General features: G+C 70.3%; 13 protein-coding genes. 10 read left to right on the forward strand and 3 right to left on the reverse strand.

Annotation, left to right across the window (positions count from 1 at the left end; all coding sequences use genetic code 11):
- Window positions 1-421 precede the first annotated feature (421 nt).
- Together ACERZO_RS38380 and ACERZO_RS38385 are read left to right on the forward strand one after the other, a co-directional pair.
- Complete coding sequence (locus ACERZO_RS38380; RefSeq protein ID WP_372670913.1) at window positions 422-1,210, forward strand: alpha/beta fold hydrolase; 789 nt, start codon at window positions 422-424, stop codon at window positions 1,208-1,210.
- On the forward strand, window positions 1,207-1,965 hold the full coding sequence (locus ACERZO_RS38385) for an SDR family oxidoreductase (protein WP_372670914.1): 759 nt from the start codon (window positions 1,207-1,209) through the stop codon (window positions 1,963-1,965). Before ACERZO_RS38380 ends, ACERZO_RS38385 begins: the two co-directional genes overlap by 4 nt.
- On the opposite strand, the gene ACERZO_RS38390 is transcribed toward ACERZO_RS38385, so the two are convergent.
- Window positions 1,950-3,485, reverse strand: a complete 1,536-nt coding sequence (locus ACERZO_RS38390; RefSeq protein ID WP_372671220.1) for an IS1634 family transposase — start codon at window positions 3,483-3,485, stop codon at window positions 1,950-1,952. The genes ACERZO_RS38385 and ACERZO_RS38390 overlap by 16 nt on opposite strands.
- A 153-nt stretch (window positions 3,486-3,638) precedes the next feature.
- On the opposite strand from ACERZO_RS38390, the gene ACERZO_RS38395 reads away from it, so the two are divergent.
- From ACERZO_RS38395 to ACERZO_RS38415, 5 genes are all read left to right on the forward strand, one after another.
- The gene (locus ACERZO_RS38395; protein ID WP_372670915.1) at window positions 3,639-6,236 is read left to right on the forward strand and encodes a bifunctional FO biosynthesis protein CofGH; all 2,598 of its coding nucleotides are present in this window, start codon (window positions 3,639-3,641) and stop codon (window positions 6,234-6,236) included.
- Window positions 6,237-6,316: 80 nt separating this feature from the next.
- Window positions 6,317-6,844 carry a DUF4232 domain-containing protein gene (locus ACERZO_RS38400; protein WP_372670916.1) on the forward strand — a complete coding sequence of 176 codons (528 nt, stop codon included), beginning with the start codon at window positions 6,317-6,319 and terminating at the stop codon, window positions 6,842-6,844.
- An 87-nt stretch (window positions 6,845-6,931) separates the two neighbouring features.
- On the forward strand, window positions 6,932-7,789 hold the full coding sequence (locus tag ACERZO_RS38405; protein ID WP_372670917.1) for a HalD/BesD family halogenase: 858 nt from the start codon (window positions 6,932-6,934) through the stop codon (window positions 7,787-7,789).
- A 15-nt stretch (window positions 7,790-7,804) separates the two neighbouring features.
- On the forward strand, window positions 7,805-8,629 hold the full coding sequence (locus ACERZO_RS38410) for a class I SAM-dependent methyltransferase (protein WP_372670918.1): 825 nt from the start codon (window positions 7,805-7,807) through the stop codon (window positions 8,627-8,629).
- Window positions 8,626-10,365: a choline/carnitine O-acyltransferase gene (locus ACERZO_RS38415; protein WP_372670919.1), complete on the forward strand. Its 1,740-nt coding sequence runs from the start codon at window positions 8,626-8,628 to the stop codon at window positions 10,363-10,365. Before ACERZO_RS38410 ends, ACERZO_RS38415 begins: the two co-directional genes overlap by 4 nt.
- A gap of 100 nt (window positions 10,366-10,465) precedes the next feature.
- On the opposite strand, the gene ACERZO_RS38420 is transcribed toward ACERZO_RS38415, so the two are convergent.
- Window positions 10,466-11,380, reverse strand: coding sequence for an alpha/beta hydrolase fold domain-containing protein (locus ACERZO_RS38420; protein ID WP_372670920.1), 915 nt, complete (start codon window positions 11,378-11,380; stop codon window positions 10,466-10,468).
- A complete protein-coding gene (locus ACERZO_RS38425; RefSeq protein ID WP_372670921.1) occupies window positions 11,377-12,159 on the reverse strand; it encodes a class I SAM-dependent methyltransferase in 783 nt (260 codons plus the stop codon). Before ACERZO_RS38425 ends, ACERZO_RS38420 begins: the two co-directional genes overlap by 4 nt.
- A gap of 198 nt (window positions 12,160-12,357) precedes the next feature.
- On the opposite strand from ACERZO_RS38425, the gene ACERZO_RS38430 reads away from it, so the two are divergent.
- From ACERZO_RS38430 to ACERZO_RS38440, 3 genes are all read left to right on the forward strand, one after another.
- A complete protein-coding gene (locus ACERZO_RS38430; protein ID WP_372670922.1) occupies window positions 12,358-14,595 on the forward strand; it encodes a discoidin domain-containing protein in 2,238 nt (745 codons plus the stop codon).
- Window positions 14,596-14,601: 6 nt separating this feature from the next.
- Window positions 14,602-16,788, forward strand: coding sequence for a discoidin domain-containing protein (locus ACERZO_RS38435; protein ID WP_372670923.1), 2,187 nt, complete (start codon window positions 14,602-14,604; stop codon window positions 16,786-16,788).
- A gap of 86 nt (window positions 16,789-16,874) precedes the next feature.
- Window positions 16,875-17,882 (forward strand): LacI family DNA-binding transcriptional regulator, encoded by a 1,008-nt coding sequence (locus ACERZO_RS38440; RefSeq protein ID WP_364464248.1) that lies wholly within the window; start codon window positions 16,875-16,877, stop codon window positions 17,880-17,882.
- Window positions 17,883-17,906: the final 24 nt, after the last annotated feature.

Raw genomic sequence — 17,906 nt, forward strand, 5'->3', positions numbered from 1 at the left:
CAATGCTCTCAAAGGAACCTCAGTACGAGGTTCAATACATAAGCTCTACTGGCTTAGTTCACTAGCACACTGTTGAGTTCTCAAGCAACACACCCCGAGTCGCACCGCCGTCAAGCGGCCTTACTCGAAGCGAGTTATTCCTAGCAGTTTGTGTGGGCCACCCACTCAATCGCGATCCGCGAGAGCTTGGTTCGTGTCCCTGCCGCCCGGTTTCCCTGGCGACTTGGAGAACTTTACATGCCCCGAAAGGGCCCGAAACAGGGGGGTCCCTTAACAAGATCAGCGCAGGTCAGACCCCACGACGAAGCCCGTCTGCGGCCCAGTCTGCACCCCCGGGCCCCGGAGCGCCAGCGAAAGAACATTGCTCCGACTACATTGCACCGTATTGCTCCGCGGCAAAGCTCCGCCTAGCGTCGGCCGCATGAACCTCGCCCACGACGACCTCGGCCCCCGGGACGGACAGCCGGTCCTGCTGGTCCACGGCCACCCCTTCGACCGCTCCATGTGGCGTCCCCAGGCCGAGCACCTGGCCGGGCGGGGCTACCGAGTGGTGACACCGGACCTCCGGGGCTACGGCGACTCCCAGACCACCGACACCAAGACCGGCCTCGACGTCTTCGCGACGGACCTCGTAGAGCTGGCCGACCACCTGGGGCTGGCGAGCTTCGTCCTCGGCGGCCTCTCCATGGGCGGCCAGATCGTCATGCAGCTCGTCGCCGACCACCCGCAAAGGGTGAAGGCCCTTCTCTTGGCCGACACCTTCCCCGGCCTCGACACCCCGGCGGCGAAGCAAGCCCGCTACGACACCGCCGCGAGGATCACCGAGGAAGGCATGGAGCGCTACGCCGACGAGCTCCTCCCCAAGATGATCTCGAAGCGGACCCGCGCGACCAGGCCCGACGTCGAGGCCCACGTCCGCCGCATGATGCGCAACGCGCCGAAGGAAGGAGCCGCGGCCGCTCTGCGGGGCCGCGCCGAGCGTCCCGACTACACACCGGCCCTCAAGCGCATCGACGTCCCGGCCCTGGTCGTCGTCGGCAGCGAAGACGAGTTCACCCCGGTCGCCGACGCCGAGCTCATCCACCGGGAGATCGGCGGTTCGACCCTGGTGGTGATCGAGGGCGCGGGCCACCTGCCTAACCTGGAGTGCGAGACCGAGTTCGACGAGGCACTCAGCACCTTCCTGAAGAACAGCGGAGCCACCCCATGACCCAGCAGACCGTGTTCGTGACCGGCGCCAGCGCCGGCTTCGGCGACGCCATCGCGCGCCGGTTCGTCGCCGAGGGCGACCGGGTGATCGCCGTCGCCCGCAGCGAGGACAAGCTCGAGAAGCTGGCCGGCGAGCTCGGCGACGCCGTCCTGCCTGTGACCCTGGACGTCAGCGACCCCGAAGCGGTCCGGCAGAAGATCGAAGCTCTCCCCGGGGAGTGGGCAGCAGTCGACGTCCTGATCAACAACGCCGGCCTGGCCAAGGGCCTCGAGCCCGCCCACAAGGCCGAGCTCGACGACTGGGACCAGATGATCGCGACCAACGTCCGCGGCCTCGCGCACGTCACGCGCGCGCTGCTGCCCGGCATGGTCGAGCGCGGCCGCGGCCACGTGATCAACATCGGCTCGATCGCCGGCACCTACCCCTACCCCGGCGGCAACGTCTACGGCGCGACCAAGGCGTTCGTCCACCAGTTCAGCCTCAACCTGCGCAGTGACCTGCACGGCACCGGCGTGCGCGTGACGAACGTCGAGCCCGGCATGGTCGGGGGCACGGACTTCTCCAAGGTCCGCTTCGACGGCGACGCGGCCAAGGCCGACAAGGTCTACGAGGGCACCACCCCGCTGACCGCCGAGGACGTCGCCGAATCCGTCTACTGGGCGGCGAGCCAGCCGAAGCACGTCAACATCAACGTCATCGAGCTGATGCCGGTGGTGCAGAGCTTCTCGGCCCTGCAGATCTACCGGGAATCCTGAAACAGGGAGAGGAGCGCCTGCTGCTCCGGGTCCGACCCGGTCAGCAGGCGCTTGGTCCGCGGCCGCCCGCCGGTCGACGGATACGTCAGGACCAGCTCGCCGATGCCCGCGAGCTGGTCCAGCAGCTCCCGGACCGACAGGTTCATGCCCGCCCGGTCCGCCTCGCGGCGCATCAGGTGGGTCACCGTCGCCGCCAGCACCGACACCAGGCCGTGGGCCGCGATCCGCGCGCGCGTCCATTCCCAGCGCGGGGTCGGGCTGGTGAGCGCGGGCCCGGTCAGCCAGCGGAACGTCGACTCGAGGTGAGTGCGGGCGCGGTAGGCCGTGACGACGTCGCCGACCGGCCAGTCCCGGTCGGTGACCAGCACCTGCTTGCCGAAGAACTCGTCGTCCAGCCGGGCCAGGGCGGCGGAGTCGATCCGCCGTTCCACCCGGATCTCGCCGGGCCGGGTGCCGCTGAGCACGGCGGTGAGGACGCGTTCGATGCGCCGGCCCCGCGTGACCCGGCCGATTTCGGCGTGCACCTGCGCGCGGTCGCCGCGGTGGGTGCCGGCGGCCAGCGCCGCGGCCAGGCCGTCCAGCTCGCGGGTGGTGGTGGCCAGCTCGTCGGCGAACGCCCGGGACTGGGCCGCATGCAGGGTCGCCGAGTGGGTCAGGATCACCCGGCGGCGGACACCGTCGACCACCGCGTGCGTGTCCAGCGCGGTGAGCCCGGCGAACCGCTCGGGGTCGACGCGCTTGCGGGCGGACGCGGGCTGCGTCAGCAGCTCCGGGTGGTCGGTCAGCGGCAGCGAGCCGACGAACCCGCTGCGGGAACCGAGGTCGAGCTGCGCGGCCTGCCCGGCGTGGAAGACCAGCGTCGCCGGGCCCAGCTCGCCGGTCAGCGCGGCGAACGTCGGGGCGTTGTCGCGGCGGTACAGCCGCGAGGCCAGCGGGATGGCGCCGTCACGGGTGACGCGCAGCCCCACGCCGGCGAGCACCTCCCGGCAGGCCGAGGGCAACGTGCAGTCCGCGGGGGCGAACACGGCGAACTGCGGAACGTCGACGGCGAGGGCTTCGTGGTCGTCGAGGGTCTCGAGGACGGCGGCGGAAACGGTCTCCTCGATGCCCGCGATCCGCTCCGGGGTCAAGCGTTCCAGCGCCCGCCACAGACCATCCACTGTGGACAGCCGGACCAGGTCCGCGGCCGCGCTCCTGCCCCACCACTCGCCGATCGGCGTGTCCGGCGCGGTCGCGCGGTGCAGCACCGCCACGGCCAGGGTCAGGCCCAGCGACGGCTTCGAGCGCACGACGTCGTCGACGCGGCGGACGAAGTCCAGCCGGGACAGCGTCGCCCACACCGCGGCGACGTCGCCGTACGTCCGGTGCGATGCCGCGGCCGGTTCGCCGCCGGGGACGGCCCGGGCGATCTCGTCGGCCGTGCCGAGATAACGCTGGGTCACCACCCGGGGCTTGCCGTCGACCCGGGCGGACTCCGCCAGGTAGTAGTACGTCCGGCCGCCGATCTTCTTGCCGACCACAGATGCCACCCTTTAGGTAATACACCCCGCACCGGTGATCGACAACCCGCTGAGCGCGCTGACCTGCGACGACGATCACGTCCGGGTACAACCGCAGCCAGGTGCGGAACGCACACTGGCTGGTCGCGCGAGGACGGTCCTAGCGTGGGCGGAATGGGACCCGAACCCGACGCCACCACCCCGACCGCCTCCGCGATGCGCCGCGCGCTCGCCCGGGCGCGTGACGGGAAGACACTGGACGTCACCGAAGCGGCCGTCCTGCTGCACGCCCGCGGCGACGACCTCACGACGCTTTCCGAGTACGCCTCCCGCATCCGCGACGCCGGCCTGGCCGAGGCCGGGCGCGCCGGGATCATCACCTACAGCCGCAAGGTGTTCATCCCGCTGACCCGCCTGTGCCGCGACCGCTGCGGCTACTGCACGTTCGTCACGGTGCCGGGCCGGCTCGAATCGCCGTTCCTTTCGCCGGACGAGGTGCTCGACATCGCCCGCAAGGGTGCCGAGATGGGCTGCAAGGAAGCCCTCTTCACGCTCGGCGACCGGCCCGAGGACCGCTGGAAGGCCGCCCGCGACTGGCTGGACGCGCACGGCTACGACGACACGCTCTCCTACGTCCGCGCGATGGCCATCCGCGTGCTGGAGGAGACCGGCCTGCTGCCGCACCTCAACCCGGGCGTGCTGACCTGGCAGGACTTCCAGCGGCTCAAGCCGGTCGCGCCGTCGATGGGCATGATGCTGGAGACCACCGCGACCCGGCTGTGGAGCGAGAAGGGCGGGCCGCACTACGGCTCCCCGGACAAGGATCCGGCGGTCCGGCTCCGCGTGCTCGAAGACGCCGGTCGCAGCTCGGTCCCCTTCACCACCGGTGTCCTGATCGGCATCGGCGAGACGTTCGAGGAGCGCGCCGACGCGCTGTTCGAAATCCGCAAGGTCGCCAAGACCTACGGCGGCATCCAGGAAGTCATCGTGCAGAACTTCCGGGCCAAGCCGGACACGAAGATGCGCGCGACGCCGGACGCCGACCTCGAAGAGCTGGCTGCGAACATCGCCGTCGCGCGGCTGGTGCTCGGCCCGAAGATGCGCATCCAGGCGCCGCCGAACCTGATCGGCAGCCAGTACGACCTCATGATCCGCGCCGGCATCGACGACTGGGGCGGCGTCTCGCCGCTGACCCCGGACCACGTCAACCCGGAACGCGCGTGGCCGCAGATCGACGAGCTCGCCCGCCGCACCGAGAAGGCCGGCTTCGAGCTCAAGGAACGGCTGACGATCTACCCCGAGTACGTCAAGGCCGGCGAGCCGTGGCTGGACCCGCGGATCACCCGGCACGTCGCCGCGCTCGTCGACTACGACACCGGGATGGCGCGCGAGGACGCGATGCCGGTCGGCATCCCGTGGCAGGAGCCGGACGGCGGCTGGCAGGAGTCCGGCCGCACCGACCTGCACACCGAGATCGACACCAGCGGCCGCACCGAAGACCGCCGAAGCGACTTCGACTCCGTGTACGGGGACTGGAAGGAGATCGGCGACCGGATCAAGACCGGGCCGGCCAAGTTCGACACGGACATCCTGGAAGCCTTGCGCAGCGCGGAAAAGGACCCGGCCGGCCTGTCCGACGACGCCGCGCTGGCGTTGCTCCACGCCGACGGTCGCGAGCTGGACGCGTTCACGAAGCTCGCCGACGACCTGCGGCGCGAGACGGTCGGCGACGACATCACGTTCGTCGTCACGCGGAACATCAACTTCACCAACGTCTGCTACACGGGTTGCCGCTTCTGCGCGTTCGCTCAGCGTCGCACCGACGCCGACGCGTACACGCTCTCGCTGGAGCAGGTCGGCGACCGCGTCGACGAGGCGTGGGCCGCGGGCGCGACCGAGATCTGCATGCAGGGCGGCATCCACCCGGACCTGCCGGGCACCGCGTACTTCGACCTCGCGGCCGAGGTCAAGCGCCGGCAGCCGGACATCCACCTGCACTCCTACAGCCCGATGGAGGTCGTGAACGGCGCTTCGCGGACCAACCTGTCCCTTCGCGACTGGCTGATCGCGGCGAAGGAGTCCGGCGTGGACTCGCTGCCGGGCACGGCGGCGGAGATCCTCGACGACGACGTCCGCTGGGTGCTCACCAAGGGCAAGCTGCCGACGTCGGAGTGGATCAAGGTCGTCACGACCGCGCACGAGGTCGGGCTGCCGACGACGTCCACGATGATGTACGGCCACGTCGACACGCCGGCGCACTGGGTCGCGCACCTGAAGCTGCTCGCGCGGCTGCAGCGTGAGGGCCTGGAGAAGCACGGGCGACGCGGGTTCAGCGAGTTCGTGCTGCTGCCGTTCATCCACCAGAGCTCGCCGATCTACCTCGCCGGCCTCGCCCGCGCCGGGGCGACCGTGCGCGAGAACCGAGCGGTGCACGCGCTGTCCCGGCTGCTGCTGCACGGCATGATCGACAACATCCAGAGCTCCTGGGTGAAGCTCGGCGTGGAAGGCAGCCGCGCGGTGCTGCAGGGCGGCGTCAACGACATCGGCGGCACGCTGATGGAGGAGACGATCAGCCGGATGGCGGGCGCGTCCAACGGGTCGTACAAGACGATCAGCGACATGCGCGAGATGGTCGAACCACTCGGCCGTCCGCTGGTGCAGCGGACGACGGGGTACGGCCGGCCGTCGGCCGAGCGCGTCGCCGCCGCGGAGGCGTCGGACGGCGTCGCGACGGCGGTGCGCAAGCCGCTGCTGCCCCTGCTGACCCCCTGACGGAACCGACGTGAATGACTCATTCACGTCGCCTGGCGACATGAATGAGTCATTCACGTCATCCGCTACCCTTCCGCCGCATGGGGGTTTCACGCTTCGCGCCGCTGCTCGTCCTCGCGCTCTTGGTGGGCTGTGAAAGCCCGCCACCACCCGCGCCGACACCCACGCCGACGCCGAGCCCGACGTACGGGCCACCGCCGTCGAGTGGACTGTCGCTTTCGGTCGGCCAGTTCGAAGCCGGGCTTGGGCACCGCGCGAGCGTGCTGACGCTGACCAACCGGGACACCGCGCCGCGGAAGGTCACCGGCTACCCCGACCTGAAGATCCTCGCGGGTGACGGCTCCCCGCTCGAGGTGAAGGTCGAGCACGGCACTTCGTACTTCGCGCGCGACCTCGGCCCGCAGGACCTGACCGTCCAACCGGGCGAGAAGGTCGTGGCCGTGCTCGCGTGGTCGGCGACCGTCACGAGCGGCGACACGCGCACCGGCGCGGCAATCGCCGTGGTCCCGGTTCCGGGCGAGCCTGCGCAAAAGCAGCCCCTCGACACCGATCTCGGCACCACCGACACCGTCACCGTCAGCTCGTGGGCCACCGAGGTGGGGGCCTGACGACCCTGTGTCACCGCTCACAAACCGACGGTTGACCAGCGGGACTCTGTGCTAACTCTGGTCCTTCACCCGCCGGAAGGGACCTCGATGAGCACCTCCGTAGCGCCACTGGAAATGGTCGACACCGACCGCTACCCGCTCACCGAACCGGACAGCCCCGCGTGGCGGGAGACCGTCGGGCGCACCCGGGCCGACCTGGCCGACGCCGGGTGCAGCGTGCTCGCCGACTTCATCCGGCCCGAGCTGCAGGAAGCCCTTCGCGCGGAGTGCGCCGCGCTGGAGCCGCACGCTTACACGAAGATCGAGAAGGTCAACGCCTACAACACGGCGATCGACGAGCCGCTGCCCGAGGACCACCCGGGCCGCACGATCATGGAGCGCGGCAACGCCTTCGTCGCGCGGGACCGCATCCCCGCGTCGTCGATCATCGCGCGGCTCTACACCAGCCCGCTGTTCCAGCGGTTCGTCGCCGACTGCTTCGGCCTGCCGGAGCTGCACGAGCTGGCCGACCCGCTGTCCGGCCTGACGCTCAACGTGATCGCGCCCGGCCGCGCGCACCCGTGGCACTTCGACACGAACTCCTACACCGTGAGCATGCTGACGCAAGCCGCCGAAGCGGGCGGGACCTTCGAATACTGCCCGGGCATCCGGTCGGCGGCGGACGAGAACTTCCCGGCCGTCCGGGCCGTGCTCGCCGAGGACGGCACCCAGCCGGTCCAGCGCCTCGGCCTCCGTCCGGGGGACCTGCAGCTCTTCCAAGGACGCTTCGCCTTGCACCGGGTCAGTACGGTGGAGGGTGCGATCGCGCGGTACTCCGCGATCTTCGCCTACAGCGAGCGCCCGGGGGTCATCGGCAGCGCGGAGCGGACCAGGCAGCTGTTCGGCCGGGTCCTGCCCGCCCACCTGGCCGGGCGCACCGACCGTGGCGACGAGTTGCTCGACTGATCAGGAGCCAGGCCAGTGCCTTTCGACTCGACCGGCAAGATCTCGTTCGACCACATCTACACCGCGCCCGACCCGAGGCCGTTCTTCGGCACCCTGCGGCGCGTGAACTACGAAATCCCGCAGCTGGCGAAGCCGTACTTCGCGAAGCTGATCGCCGAACACCCGGCCGAGCGCCCGACCGTGCTGGACGTCGGGTGCTCGTACGGCGTCAACGCGGCCTTGAGGCGCTGTGACGCCACGATGGACGACCTCTACGCGCACTACACCGACCCGGACGTGCGGGCACTCAGCCACGCGCAGCTGATCGAAGCCGACCGCGCCCGCGTCACCGATCCGGGCGGGGCGAAGTTCTACGGCCTGGACGCGTCGGCGCCGGCGCTCGAGTACGCGCTTTCCACCGGGTTCCTCGACGAAGCGATCCACGCGGACTTCGAAAGCGACGACCCGGACAGCACCCAGCGCAAACTGCTCGACGACGTCGACCTCGTGCTCTCGACCGGCTGCGTCGGCTACGTCACCGAGAAGACGCTCTCCCGGATCGCCCGCGGGTCGCGGCCGTGGATGGCGCACTTCGTGCTGCGGATGTTCTCCTACGAACCGGTCGCCGACAGCCTGGCCGGACTCGGGTACGAGACCGCGCAGGTCCCGGGCGTGTTCCGGCAGCGGCGGTTCGCCTCCGCCGAGGAGCAGGCGCAGATCCTCGACACCCTCGACACCGCCGGCGTCGACCCGACCGGGCTCGAATCGGATGGTTGGCTGTACGCACAGCTGTATGTTTCCCGACCTGACAGCGCAGCCGCTCTGGCTACCGCGCTGGGCAACTTCGACGAAGAAGGATGACCGTGAGCAGTCCGGACTGGTCCACCCGCACCTTCGGCAACGAGGACCGGCTTCCCCGCGTCCCCGTCCCCACGCTGGAGGACAGCCGCCGCCGTTTCCTCGAGTGGTGCGCCCCGCTGCTGACGCCGGACGAGCTGGCCGAGACCGAGACGGCCTTCGCGGACTTCCTCGCAGGCCCCGGGCCCGAACTGCAGGCCGCGCTCGAGGAGTACGACCGCTCACCCGGTGTGCGCAGCTGGCTCGACACGTTCTGGCCATACCGCTACCTCGGCCGCCGCGACCGGATCGCACTCAACGCCAACTTCTTCTTCCTGTTCCAGGACTCCCCGCTCGGCCAGGTCGAGCGCGCGGCCGAGCTGACCGCGTCCGCCGTGGACTACAAGCTGAAGCTCGACGACGAACGCGTGCCGCCGGTGCTCCTGCGCGGCACGCCGCAGTCGATGGTGCAGCACCAGTACCTGTTCTCGGCGACGCGGATCCCCGGCGAGCTGCTGGACACCGCGCGCACGCGGTTCCCGTCGCCCGAGCGGCACATCGTCGTGTTCTCGAAGGGCACGCCGTTCCGCATGGACGTCCTCGCCGAGGACGGGCGCCCGTACTCGCCGGAGCAGATCGCCGACGGGCTGCGCGCGATCCTCAAGGACGACCACGTCACCGACGTCCCGGCCGGTCCGTTCACGACGAAGGCGCGCGCGGAGTGGGCGGCTTCGCGGGCCGCGCTCATCGAGGCGGGCAACGCCGCCGCGCTGGAGACCATCGAGACCGCGCTGTTCTGCCTGTGCCTGGACGACTTCACGCCGGCGAACGCCCTGGAGGCGGGCGACCGGCTGCTGTACGGCGACAACCGCTGGTACGACAAGGCCGTCTCGCTGATCGTGTTCGAGGACGGCACCGCGGGGATCAACGTCGAGCACTGTGAACTCGACGGCACGACGATCCTCGGCTTCACCGACGCTCTCCTGAGCGGCTCGCGCGAGGAGCGTGAACCGGCTGACGGCGTCCCGGGCTATGAAGTCGTCGAGTTCACGCTGACCGACGCCCTCCGCGAAGACGCGCGCGCCGCCCGAGAAGCCTTCAAGGCCTACGCGGACGCGACGGCGACGCAGACCGTGTCGTTCGACGTCGGCGCCAACCGCGCGAAGGAGCTGGGGATGTCCCCGGACGCCTTCGCGCAGATGTCGTACCAGCTCGCGCATCGCCGCGCGAAGGGCCTGACGGGTGCGACGTACGAGTCGATCGCGACGCGGCAGTTCCAGAACGGCCGGACCGAAGCGATGCGGGTCGTGACGCCGGAGGTTGTGCGCTTCGCCGACGTCATGACTTCGCCGGACGCCTCTCTTGAAGAAAAGCGTGCCGCGTTCCGTGCCGCTGCCGCGAAGCACGTTTCGCGGGCGAAGGAGTGCCAGGCCGGGGACGCGCCGGAGCAGCACCTGTGGGAGCTGCAGCTGATCGCGAAACGCCGCGGGGAAGCCACGGACCTGCCGCTGTACTCCTCGCCGGGCTGGCTGAAGTCACGGGACGACTACCTGAGCACCAGCTCGGCGCCGTCGGTCAACATCCAGTACTTCGGCTTCGGCTCGACGAGCCCGCAGTGCATCGGCATCGCGTACGTGCTGCTGCCGGACCGCTGGAACATCTACCTCAGCACGCCGAAGCACGTCTCGGCCGAGATGTACCGCTTCGCGGACGAACTCGCCGTCGCGGTGCGGGAGCTGCAGGAGCTACTGGCCGAGTAGGCGTCCCAAGGCGGCCTTGGGTGCGTCTGACGCATCCAAGGCCGCCTTGGGTGTGTCTGACGCACCGAAGGCCACGTTGGGGCGCTCGAGGCGGGCCGCGCTACTGGCCGAGTAAGCGCCGCAACCAGGTCAGCCGGGCGGCGCGCGCCGCCCGGCTGAGCCGCGCTTCGGGGGCCAGCGAGTCGAAGCCGTGGAAGCCGCCCGGCCACACGTGCAGTTCCGCCTCGCCGCCCGCCTGCCAGAGGCGGCTCGCGTAGGCGACGACCTCGTCGCGGAACGTCTCGGCCGTGCCGACGTCCAGGAACGCCGGCGGCAGGCCGGAAAGGTCGTCGGCGCGGGCCGCGGCGGCGTAGGCCGGGACGTCCTCGAGGCCGCCCAGGTAGGCCGTCCAGCCGACGTTGTTGGCCGTGCGGTCCCACAACCCGCGGCCGTCGAGGTCGACCGCCGACGGGGTGTCGTTGCGGTCGTCGAGCATCGGGCAGAGCAGCAGCTGCCCGGCGAGGGCCGGGCCGCCGCGGTCGCGGGCCAGCAACGCGGTCGCGGCCGCGAGCCCGCCGCCCGCGCTGATCCCGCCGAGCACGAGCGGGCCGGCGAACCGCTCGGCCGTCCACCGCAGACCGGCGTAGCAGTCCTCGACCGGCGCCGGGTACGGGTGCTCGGGGGCGAGCCGGTAGCCGGGCGAGACGATCGTCAAGTCCAGTTCGCCCGCCCAGGTCAGCAGGTTCGGCACGTCGGCACCGAGGTGGCTGCCGACGATCGTGCCGCCGCCGTGCACGTAGTACAGGACGCCCGCGCTCGACGCCGGCGTCATCACCAGCAGCGGGACGTCCCCCGCGTGTTCTTCGGCGACCTTGTACCCGGGGTGTGCGGCGGCCAGCTCCTCGACGGTCCGGTGCTCGGCGGCGTTCAGCTCGCGCCGGCCGGGGATGTCGGCGAGCGACGCCAGCGGCGGCCGGAGGGCGCGCAGCACTTCGACGACGGGCGCCAGTTCCGGGTCGAACGGCGGCGGCGTCACGACGTCGGGTCCGAGACGACGAGGACCAGGGAGCCGTCGAACGTCTGCTGTTCGCGCAGCCTTCCGTAGCGGCGGTCCCACGTGCCGTCGTCGAGGTCGTGCTGCAGTTCGGCGGCGAAGCGGTGGTGCACGCGGTCGTCGACGAAGCTCCACGCCGAGCACGACAGCCGCGCGCCCGGGTCGAGCAGGCGTTCCGGCCGCGCGTAGTAGGCCTCGTTGAAGCCGTCGGTGCAGTCGATCGGGATCGGCACGCCGACGATCGACGTGTGGCCGCCGAGCCCGTCGGCGATGTCGTCGACCGACGGGTAGCGCCGCGCCTCGGTCTCGATCACCTCGGGCGCGTAGTCGAGCAGCCAGAACCGCCGCAGCAGCGCGGGATCGCAGGTCAGGATGGCGATCGGGCCGCGGGTGACCCGCCGCATCTCCTTGAGCCCGGTCCACAGGTCGTTCCACTGGTGGACGCTGAACGTGCTCATCGCGCCCTCGAACGCCCGGTCCGGGAACGGGAGCTTTTCGGCCACCGCGTCGACCGCCGGCGGCAGGTCCGCCGGCCGCTGCGCGCGCATCGACGCGGACGGCTCGACGGCGGTCACTTCGCGGTCTTCGGGCTCGTACGCGCCGGCGCCCGCGCCGACGTTGAGCACGGTCCGCGCGTCGCCCAGCGCGTCGAGGATGTACTGGCCGATACGGGGATCCGGCTTGCGGTAGTCGGTGTAGACCCCGCCGATCGCGCCGTAGTCCGCGTCCCCGGCGCTGCCGTCCGCACGTCGCTGGCTCATGCCTGAAAACTATCAGCGCGCTCCGCCGTCGACGGCGTTGCTCCGCAGGGCGCAACCGAACGTCGGGCATCCGGCGCAGTCGTCAATTCCTGTCGCAAACTTGCGTAAGTTCGTCCAACTATTGCGATTTCCTGTCCAGGATTCGTATGATCCGGATCACAGAGGTCCCCACCTGCTGCGGAAAGGCCAGTGCCGCCCATGTCTCCCAGCTCTGTCTTCAGCGCGCCCAAAATCCGGTTGGGTGCGGCAGCCGCCGCCGTACTCACTGCCGTCGGACTCACGATCGCCGCTGCTCCCGCGGGGAATTCGGCCCTCGCGGCCGGCCGCGGCGCGAGCGTGCCCTTCGTCGAACAAGAAGCGGAAGCCGCTGCCACCAACGGCTCGGTCATCGGCCCGAACCGCGCGGCGGGCACGCTCGCCGGGGAAGCGTCCGGCCGGAAAGCCGTGACGCTGTCCGGTCAAGGCCAGTACGTCGAATTCACGCTCACCGCGCCGGCCAACTCGATCGACTTCCGGTACAGCGTCCCGGATTCCGTGAACGGGACGATCTCGCTCTACGTCGGCGGTGCCCACAACCGCGACATCGCGCTGACGTCGAAGTGGGCCTGGTACTACGGCTCGTACCCGTTCACCAACAACCCGGGTGACGGGCACGCGCACCACTTCTACGACGAGACCCGCGCGCTGCTCGGCACCTCGTACCCGGCCGGCACCAAGATCAAGCTGCAGGTCGACGCGGGTGACGTCCCGGCGACGATCGACCTCGCCGACTTCGAACAGGTCGGCGCGGCGGCCACGCGGCCGGCGAACTCGGTGTCCGTCACCGACTACGGCGCGACAGCCGGCGACACGAGCGACGACGCCGGCGCGTTCGACTCCGCCGTGGCCGCGGCGAAGAGCCAGGGCAAGGAGGTCTGGATCCCGTCCGGCACCTTCACCCTCGGCCACCACATCACGGTCGACCAGGTGACGATCCGCGGCGCGGGGCCCTGGTACTCGGTGCTCACCGGCCCGCGTGCCGGCGTCTTCGGCAAGGGCGAACCGGCGAGCTGCGGGACGTCGACCTACCCCGGCAACCCGGCCGTGCCCGGCACGAGCAGCGCGGTGAAGCTCTACGACTTCGCGATCATCGGCCAGGTCGACGCCCGCGTCGACTGCGACCAGTCCAACGCCATCGGCGGCGCGCTGGGCGGCGGCTCGGTCGTGCAGAACCTGTGGCTGCAGCACACGAAGGTCGGGCTGTGGCTCGACGGGCCGTTCGACGGGCTCACCGTGGCCGGCAACCGGATCCTCGACCAGACCGCCGACGGGCTGAACCTGCACCAGGGCATCAGCAACGTCACGGTGACGAACAACTTCCTGCGCAACACCGGCGACGACGGCCTGGCGATGTGGTCGGAGCACGACGCCGACCACCACAACACGTTCTCCTTCAACACCGTGCTGCTGCCGATCCTCGCCAACAACATCGCGATCTACGGCGGGCACGACAACACCGTGTCCGACAACGTCGTGGCCGACAACCAGGACCAGGGCGGCGGGATCCACATCGCGAACCGGTTCAGCGCGGTGCCACTGTCGGGCACCACGACGGTCGCGCGCAACACCGCGATCCGCACCGGGGTGCTCGACTCGAACTGGCAGTTCGGCGTCGGCGCCCTGTGGTTCGACGGCCGCGACTCGGCGATCACCGGCCGCGTCGACGTCACCGACCTCGACCTGCTGGACAACAACTACGAGGCGATCCAGTTCATCGACGGCAACACCACGGACGTGCACTTCACGAACGTCCGGATCAGCGGCGCCGGCACGTTCGCCTGGCAGCTGCAGTCGAAGCCGACGGGTTCGGTGAAGAACGTCGTCGCCACCGGGATCGGGCGAGCGGGCGTCTACAACTGCCTCGGCCCGGACGCGCTCGCCGGACTGGCCGACCAGGGCGGCAACTCCGGCTGGACGACGACGTTCTGCGGCTCCTGGCCGACGCCGGTCTACGGCTCGGACAACGGCGGCACGACGACCCCGCCGCCGACCACCACGCCGACTCAGCCGGCAGGGAACCTCGCCCTGCACAAGACGGTCAGCGCTTCCGGCTCGCAGGGCGGCTTCCCGCCTTCGAACGCGGTCGACGGGGACGCGAATTCCTATTGGGAGAGCACGAACAACGCGTTCCCGCAGTCGGTGACCGTCGACTTCGGCAGCACGGTCAGCGTCTCGCGGCTGGTGCTGAAGCTGCCTGCTTCGTGGGGAGCGCGCACCCAGACGATCTCCGTCGACGGCGTCAAGGCCGCCGCGACCTACGCGTTCGATCCGGCCTCCGGGAACACCGCGACCGTCAGCTTCCCGGCCACCTCGCAGCGCACCCTGCGCCTGACTTTCACCGGCAACACCGGCTGGCCCGCCGGTCAGCTGTCCGAACTCGAAGCCTATTCGTCCTGAGAGGTGATGAGGATGTCCCGCATTCCGGCTCTGCTCGCCGTCGCGCTCGCCGCGTCCGGCCTGACCGTGCTGTCCGGCGCCGCGCCCGCCGCCGCGGCGACCTGCCCGACGACCGCGTCCGGCGGTGCGAGCGTGCCGTTCCGGACCGTCGAAGCCGAGTGCTCGGCGACGAACGGCTCGGCCGTCGGCCCCGACTACACCCAGGCTTCGATCGCCTCGGAGGCCTCCGGGCGGCAGGCCGTGCGCATCACGACCGGCCAGTACGTCGAGTTCACGCTGCCCGCGGCGGCGAACTCGATCAACGTCCACTACAACCTGCCGGACGGGTCCTCGGGCCGGCTTTCGGTGTACGTCAACGGGACCAAGCTCGGCAGCGGCCTCTCGGTGACGTCCCGGTATTCCTATGTGGACACCAGTTGGATCCCGGGCGCGAAGACGCACCACTTCTTCGACGACGCCCGGTTGCTGTTCGGGCAGAACGCCTCGGCGGGCGCGAAGGTCCGGGTGGCGGCGGACTCCGGTGACGTCGGCCAGGCGACCATCGACCTCGCGGACTTCGAGCAGGTCGGCGGCGCGGGCTCAAAGCCGTCGGCCGCGCTGTCGGTGACCGACTACGGCGCCACGGCGAACGACTCTTCCGACGACTCGCAGGCGTTCCGCAACGCACTTTCGGCGGCGCGCTCCCAGGGGCGTGAGGTCTGGGTCCCGTCCGGCCGGTTCGAAATCGGCTCGGCGCTGCAGATCGACCAGACGACCGTCCGCGGCGCGGGTCAGTGGTACACGGTGTTGCACGGCAACAACATCTTCAACAACGGCAGCGCGTCCGGCAACATCAAGCTGTACGACTTCGCGGTGTTCGGCGACGTGACCGAGCGGAACGACGGCAGCCCGGACAACGCGTTCCACGGCGTGCTGGGCAACGGTTCGGTCGTGTCGGGGCTGTGGATCCAGGACACGAAGTGCGGGCTGTGGCTGATGAACGGCGCGTCGTCGAACGTCACGATCGAGAACAACCGCATCCTCGACACCCAGGCCGACGGCGTGAACTTCGACGGTGCCGTCACGAACTCGACGTTGCGCAACAACTACCTGCGCAACAACGGCGACGACGGGCTCGCGCTGTGGTCGAACGGCCAAGCCGACTCGGGCAACTCGCTGGTCAACAACACGATCGTGCAGCCGAACCTGGCCAACGGCATCGCGCTGTACGGCGGATCGAACAACACGGTGAGCGGCAACCTGGTGCAGGACACCAACGCCCTCGGCGGCGGCTACCTGGTCGCGAACCGGTTCAACTCGGTGCCGCTGTCCGGCACGGTCACGCTGTCGAACAACACGGCGCTGCGAGCGGGGGCGCTCGACCCGAACTGGCAGTTCGGTGTCGGCGCGTTGTGGTTCGACGCGCGCGACCAGGCGATCACCGGCGTCACGATCCGCGTGACCGGGTTCACCGCGATCCAGAGCCCGTACGAGGCGATCCAGTTCATCGACGGCAACGGCGCGGGCAAGCAGATCCAGGGCATCACGATCGACGGCGTCTCGGTGCAGGGCGTCGGCACGTTCGTGGCGCAGTCGCAGACGCAGGGGTCGGTGTCGATCAGCAACCTGACGGCGTCCGGCGTCGGCGTGACCGGGACGTACAACTGCCCGTACCCGACGTCGATCCCCCGCATGACCTTCAGCGGGTCGGGCAACAGCGGCTGGACCGGGACGTGGAGCGACTGCTCGACGTGGCCGGCGCCGAACTCGGGGCCGCCGCAGCCGCCCACGTCCGGCAGCAACCTCGCGCGCGGCAAGGCGATCAGCGCGTCGGCGTCGGTCGGTGGCTTCCCGCCGTCGAACGCGAACGACGGTGACGCGAACACGTACTGGGAGAGCGCGAACAACGCGTTCCCGCAGACGCTGACGGTGGACCTGGGCGCGGCGGCGTCGATCAACAAGGTGACGCTGAAGCTGCCGCCGTCGTCGGCATGGGGCGCGCGGACGCAGACGGTGACGATCTCGGGCAGCACGGACGGCGGGACGTACACGACGCTGGTGGGTTCGCGCGGCTACGCGTTCGACCCGGCATCCGGCAACACGGCGTCGGCGTCTTTCACGGCGACGTCGCAGCGTTTCGTCCGGCTGACGTTCACCGGCAACACCGGCTGGCCCGCGGGCCAGGTGTCCGAGTTCGAAGTGGCGGCTTCGTAGCTCGGCTGGTGACAAGCCCGTACCGGTGGGTGACACCGGTACGGGCTTGTCATACTTTTGCGCCCAGTTGCTGTAAAGTTTCACTCATGACGCGTCGTCTTGCCGAAGTCGCCCGCCAGGTCGGGGTCAGTGAAGCCACGGTCAGCCGGGTGCTCAACGGCCGGTCCGGGGTGTCCGCCAGCACCCGGGCCGCCGTGCTCACCGCGCTGGACGTGATGGGCTACGAGCGCCCCACCCAGCTGCGCGGCGAGCGGGCCCGCCTGGTCGGGCTGGTGCTGCCGGAGCTGCAGAACCCCATCTTCCCCGCGCTGGCCGAGATCATGGGCAACGCCCTCGCGCAGCAGGGGTTCACGCCGGTGCTGTGCACGCGGACCGCGGGCGGGGTGTCCGAGGCGGAGTACGTCGAGCTGCTCCTGCAGCAGCAGGTGTCGGGCGTGGTGTTCGCCGGCGGGCTGTACGCGCAGGCGGACGCGGTCCATTCGCACTACCACCACCTGGTCGAGCGCCGCCTGCCGACGGTGTTGATCAACGCGGCGGTCGAGCACCTGGGCCTCCCCCAGGTCTCGTGCGACGACGCGGTGGCGGTCGAGCAGGTCGTCGGCCACTTGAGCTCGCTGGGGCACGAGAAGATCGGGCTGGTGCTGGGGCCGTCGGACCACGTGCCGTCGCAGCGCAAGCTGGCGGCGTTCCAGGCGTACGCGGCGAAGCTGGGGTTACCGGTGCTGGACGAGCTGGTCGAGCACGGGATGTTTTCGATCGAGGGCGGCCACGCGGCGGCGGCGAGGTTGTACCCCCGAGGCGCAACGGCGGTGCTGTGCGCGAGCGACCTGCTGGCCTTGGGCGCGGTCCGCGCGGCGCGGCGGCAGGGCTTGTCGGTGCCGGAGGACATCTCGGTGGTGGGCTACGACGACTCGGCGTTGATGAACTGCACGGACCCGCCCCTGACGACGACCCGCCAGCCGATCGAAGCCATGGGACGGGCCGTGGTGGAGCTGCTGGTGAAGCGGATCAATGGTGGTGAAGTGGCGGCCGAGGAGTTGCTGTTCGCCCCGGAGCTGGTGGTCCGGGGGTCCACGGCGCGCCGCATCGCCTGACCCCCGACCGGATGTCATGAACAA

The sequence above is a fragment of the Amycolatopsis kentuckyensis genome (assembly GCF_041679295.1).
GTDB classification, from domain to species: Bacteria; Actinomycetota; Actinomycetes; order Mycobacteriales; family Pseudonocardiaceae; genus Amycolatopsis; species Amycolatopsis kentuckyensis_A.

Bases quoted from the DNA above. Each gene is read 5' to 3' on its own strand.
- ACERZO_RS38430 (WP_372670922.1), top strand. From the start codon at position 12,358: ATGTCTCCCAGCTCTGTCTTCAGCGCGCCCAAAATCCGGTTGGGTGCG.
- ACERZO_RS38380 (WP_372670913.1), top strand. From the start codon at position 422: ATGAACCTCGCCCACGACGACCTCGGCCCCCGGGACGGACAGCCGGTC.
- ACERZO_RS38405 (WP_372670917.1), top strand. From the start codon at position 6,932: ATGAGCACCTCCGTAGCGCCACTGGAAATGGTCGACACCGACCGCTAC.
- ACERZO_RS38435 (WP_372670923.1), top strand. From the start codon at position 14,602: ATGAGGATGTCCCGCATTCCGGCTCTGCTCGCCGTCGCGCTCGCCGCG.
- ACERZO_RS38425 (WP_372670921.1), bottom strand. From the start codon at position 12,159: ATGAGCCAGCGACGTGCGGACGGCAGCGCCGGGGACGCGGACTACGGC.
- ACERZO_RS38400 (WP_372670916.1), top strand. From the start codon at position 6,317: ATGGGGGTTTCACGCTTCGCGCCGCTGCTCGTCCTCGCGCTCTTGGTG.
- ACERZO_RS38440 (WP_364464248.1), top strand. From the start codon at position 16,875: ATGACGCGTCGTCTTGCCGAAGTCGCCCGCCAGGTCGGGGTCAGTGAA.
- ACERZO_RS38385 (WP_372670914.1), top strand. From the start codon at position 1,207: ATGACCCAGCAGACCGTGTTCGTGACCGGCGCCAGCGCCGGCTTCGGC.
- ACERZO_RS38415 (WP_372670919.1), top strand. From the start codon at position 8,626: ATGACCGTGAGCAGTCCGGACTGGTCCACCCGCACCTTCGGCAACGAG.
- ACERZO_RS38395 (WP_372670915.1), top strand. From the start codon at position 3,639: ATGGGACCCGAACCCGACGCCACCACCCCGACCGCCTCCGCGATGCGC.